This is a genomic window from Vibrio cincinnatiensis DSM 19608, assembly GCF_900167345.1.
GTDB lineage: Bacteria > Pseudomonadota > Gammaproteobacteria > Enterobacterales > Vibrionaceae > Vibrio > Vibrio cincinnatiensis.
Genome location: NZ_FUXB01000036.1, coordinates 1 through 3,858, shown reverse-complemented (window position 1 = coordinate 3,858; position 3,858 = coordinate 1). Strand labels below are relative to the sequence as shown.

The following is a 3,858-nucleotide window of genomic DNA, read 5'->3' as shown; positions in this document are numbered from 1 at the left end:
GCATTTGAGGTTACGGCTGGTTAGTTTAAGTTCGGTTGTTAGCGTTGCTTGCCCCTTAATGCGGCGTTAGCTTCTTAAAGGCTGGAATCATTAAAATCCAAACTCAGTCGTTCTGAAAAATCAGCTTTAAGTGTTCAAGTTGTACAATTGGGCTTTTGAGTTTTGCTTAATGTTGATGTGGTAGAAAGCGTTGAAAGTTCAGTCGTTTCAAAGTCGCTAAAAACCAACAAGCCTCGAAACTTCAATGTTGTTGGATGCACAACACGATCAGTTTGGCTTTATAAAAGACTGCATCATCGCTGTGATCTGGTTTTCTTTGTTGCGGACTTTTTACCGTGGCCAGCTCAACCTTGATCGTTTTGAGTTTTGGCCGCTAACTTCACAGCTTCTGGCGTTGGACGTGTGTTTGTATGATGCTTTTGCGTAAAATGCCTTTCAAGATAAGGTGTTAAAAAATCATTGTTAAACAGTAGGCTACGAAGCTAACAAACGCCTCAAGAGGGACTGTCAACGCGTGGCGTTTCCAGTCCCATTGAGCCGCGGTGGTATCGGTTGTTGTGTTTGAGTTTGGTGGTAATGCGTTGCCAGCCCCTTAGGCGGGCGTTATGCGCCTACAGGAAATATGAGAGACCTTAGTTAAATGGGTAAGAAATTGATTCTTGATGTGCCTAGCTTAAAACTAGGTGATGTTATACTAACTTCAGAGAAAGGCTTTGCGAGTATAGGTGTTAGAGCTGCAACCCTCTCTAAGTACTCCCATGCCGCAATTTATGTGGGTGGAACGATGATCGAGGCAACGTTAGGCGGAGTATTTTCTAAAAACCCCCAGAGACTGCTTTTTGACTCTGAAAAACAGGTTGCCGTATACAGATATCGAGCGGAGTTGGACGAGACTCAAATTAAGAATGTATGTGATTATGCACGTTCGAAAACGGCATCTCTATATACAATATCAGAAGCAGTTACTCTAAGAATCCGAGAAATACTTAACAAGCCGGAATCTAGGAAACAATTCTGCTCTAGGTTAGTCGCATTATCATACTCAGATAATGGTATAAATCTAGGGAACATTAGAAATCCAGCTTACTGTACACCTAAACAGTTATCTCTGTGTAAGGTTTTTTATAAAGTTAATAATATAGTCCGTGAAGCAGAAGAGCACGAAATTGCTTTTGCCAAAACTGATGACCCTAATATTCTCCACCAAAAAGACACAATAGCTTGGGTCAATAAGGTTCGAGAACTGGTAAAGATCGAGGGTCTATCAAAAGATTTTGACATTCAAAGTATCACTGATGTTGACGAGTTTTTGAAACTAAACCATCAGTATGATGAGCTTGTCGTTAGTTATATGAACTCCGGTGGGTACCTAACTCATTATAATTTCGACACTAAAAGAAACCCGTACCGTTATAATCTAACCTTATTAGATTCTGTGGTAAAAGAACGAAATGACAAACATGCCTTTTTTAACGAGCAGTTATCCAAGGAGTTAGACATCATTAATCTCTACTCAGAAAACTTGAATAGATACTTAAATTATTATGTACATAATAACTTGAGCTACTATCGAGAGCACTGCTTGCTGTATATGAATTTGCTTACTGGCATTTACGTAAGGGCAAAATTTCTACACCAAGTTTCAAAAAAATATCGTAATTACGATGTTGCTTATGCTAGTAGTGAAGTGCTGAGAATCGCTGCTGTAAACTGTGGTAAAGGGAAAGAAATACTAGGGGTTCAAGGCGCATAACAAACTGTTTAAGAGTGATTCGCAACGCGTGGCATTTTTACTATGCGTTGCGTTTGATGTTTAAGGTGGTATGCGGAGGGCATCGGTATTGCGTTGCTCACACCTTAACAGGGCGTTAACAAGCATCAGGAGAGTTCAAGTATATGGTTAGACAAGACAAGAGAATCTTGCTATTGGAGTTCTTCCGTGAACAAGAAAATAAATCAGCAAGTTTTACTTTTCAGCAAGCTGCTGATGCGACGGGATATAATCCCAAAAGTGTTGGGAAATATATTAGTGAAAAATTAAATGGTACTTATATCTTCAAGTCGGATAAAGGTGGTTGGGTTTCAGAAGGATTGTCCCAAGTATCAAATGATGATTTTATTCGTTTGATGTCGCAAAGTACTTCAGCTCGCAAGCTCACGCCCAACGAAAAAATGTATCAGAAACTCATTAAATGCAGTCTTGATGCATTCATTTTAGCTCTTGAAGTTTACAACCGACCAAGTTTGAGCAACCGTGTAGAAGCATTTACTATTATGATGGTAAATGCTTGGGAACTATTTTTGAAAGCAGAAATATTAGATGCTTTAGGTTCAGAAAAAGTATTTTATAAAAATGGTAGAAGTATCTCCATTAGCGACGCTTTACCTCTAAGGTTAAAAAATAATGATCCGGTAAGGTTGAATATTGAAACATTAATTCAACTACGAGATCAGGCTACGCATTTACTTATACCCGAATTGCAACCACAGTTGTCGAGGCTTTTTCAAGCAAACGTACTTAATTACCAAGAGCGGTATCGTAATCAAATGGGTAACTCCCCACTAGCAGGACAAAGTGTTGGTATGTTAAGCCTTGTTCTTGATGGGCCAGAGCCAGAGATCGGCGTAATCAAAGAGTGTTACGGTGACATTACAGCTTCAGAAGTGGCTAGTTTCCTTAAGCAGTTTGAGACTAATGCTAAGGAAATTAATTCTGACAAATATTCAATATCAATCGAATATAAACTAGCGTTAACAAAGAATCCTAGTAATGCAGACCTTACACTTAGCGTTGGTTACAATGGCCAGCAAGCAGTTATTATCACTCAAGCGAAAGATTTAAACACGACACATCCTCATACGACTAATGAGGCAATTAATAAAATTAATTCTATCTTGGGTAGTAAAAAAATAAATCGACACTCCTTTCAAGCTATTTGCTATAAACACAAAATTAAACAGGATAATAATTCTACACATCACAACTTCACTGATATTCATCGTTATTCAGAAGCCTTTGTGACTTGGGTAGTAAAAAATATAACAGAACAAAAGGGTTGGTTAGAATCAGCCCTAGAATGTTATAAAAACCGAAAGTAATGCTTGTTAACAAACGCTTCAAGAGGGACAGCCAACGCGCGGCATTTTTGCTATGTGTTGGTTTTTGTGGTTACGGTGTTATGCGGTTAGTTGGTAGTAGCGTTGGCTGCCCCTTAAGCGGGCGTTAGCTTTCCAAGAGTATAACTGAGAGGTGAAAGTGGAAGAGTTGGATTGGTCGCGGTTAATCCCAATGAGTTTATCCGCGTTAGCTGCTTGTGTGTCGGTGTTTTACGCAAGTAAAGCTAGGAGAGCACAGATTAAGCAGGTGGAAAATAAGTTTGAGATTGAGCAATTGAATGACCTCATTGAGAAGTTAAAAATTGCCAACGCAATCGAAACCCACCCATATGATTATGATGACGATACCTTTGTGAACGGACGGAATTTAGATGATGTCCCATCAAAAATAGCTAAGTTAATGCAAAACTCATTAATTTCGGAAGCATTGACCAAGACTGAGTGGGAGTTACCAATAACTAATCTACAAAGCAAAATTGATCAGCTGTGTGCAGTTAGGAAAAAACTTCTTTGAAGTCTTTCAGCCGTAAAGCTAACAAACGGTTCAAGAGGGACAACCAACGCGTGGCATTTTTATTATGCGTTGGTTTTTGTGGTTACGGTGTAATGCGGAAGCTTGGTAGTGGCGTTGGTTGCCCCTTAACCGGGCGTTATGTAACCGTAGAGAAAAAGACCACAATGTATTGAAATTTAAAGTGTTTTTATGCTTGTGCATTTTTAAGCTAGCTTCTATTTTACATG

General features: G+C 39.1%; 4 protein-coding genes. All 4 read left to right on the top strand.

Annotation, left to right across the window (positions count from 1 at the left end):
* The first annotated feature begins 244 nt into the window (after positions 1 to 244).
* The 4 genes from B5D54_RS16555 to B5D54_RS16535 all read left to right on the top strand — a co-directional run bounded on the left by B5D54_RS16555 (position 245) and on the right by B5D54_RS16535 (position 3,631).
* Positions 245 to 427, top strand: a complete 183-nt coding sequence (locus tag B5D54_RS16555; protein ID WP_078927629.1) for a DUF645 family protein — start codon at positions 245 to 247, stop codon at positions 425 to 427.
* A gap of 213 nt (positions 428 to 640) precedes the next feature.
* Positions 641 to 1,753, top strand: coding sequence for a YiiX/YebB-like N1pC/P60 family cysteine hydrolase (locus tag B5D54_RS16550; protein WP_078927628.1), 1,113 nt, complete (start codon positions 641 to 643; stop codon positions 1,751 to 1,753).
* A gap of 143 nt (positions 1,754 to 1,896) precedes the next feature.
* Complete coding sequence (locus B5D54_RS16540) at positions 1,897 to 3,099, top strand: DUF3644 domain-containing protein (protein WP_078927627.1); 1,203 nt, start codon at positions 1,897 to 1,899, stop codon at positions 3,097 to 3,099.
* A 157-nt stretch (positions 3,100 to 3,256) separates the two neighbouring features.
* Entirely contained in the window at positions 3,257 to 3,631 is a 375-nt protein-coding gene (locus B5D54_RS16535; RefSeq protein WP_078927626.1) for a hypothetical protein, read from the top strand.
* The last annotated feature ends 227 nt before the right edge of the window (positions 3,632 to 3,858 follow it).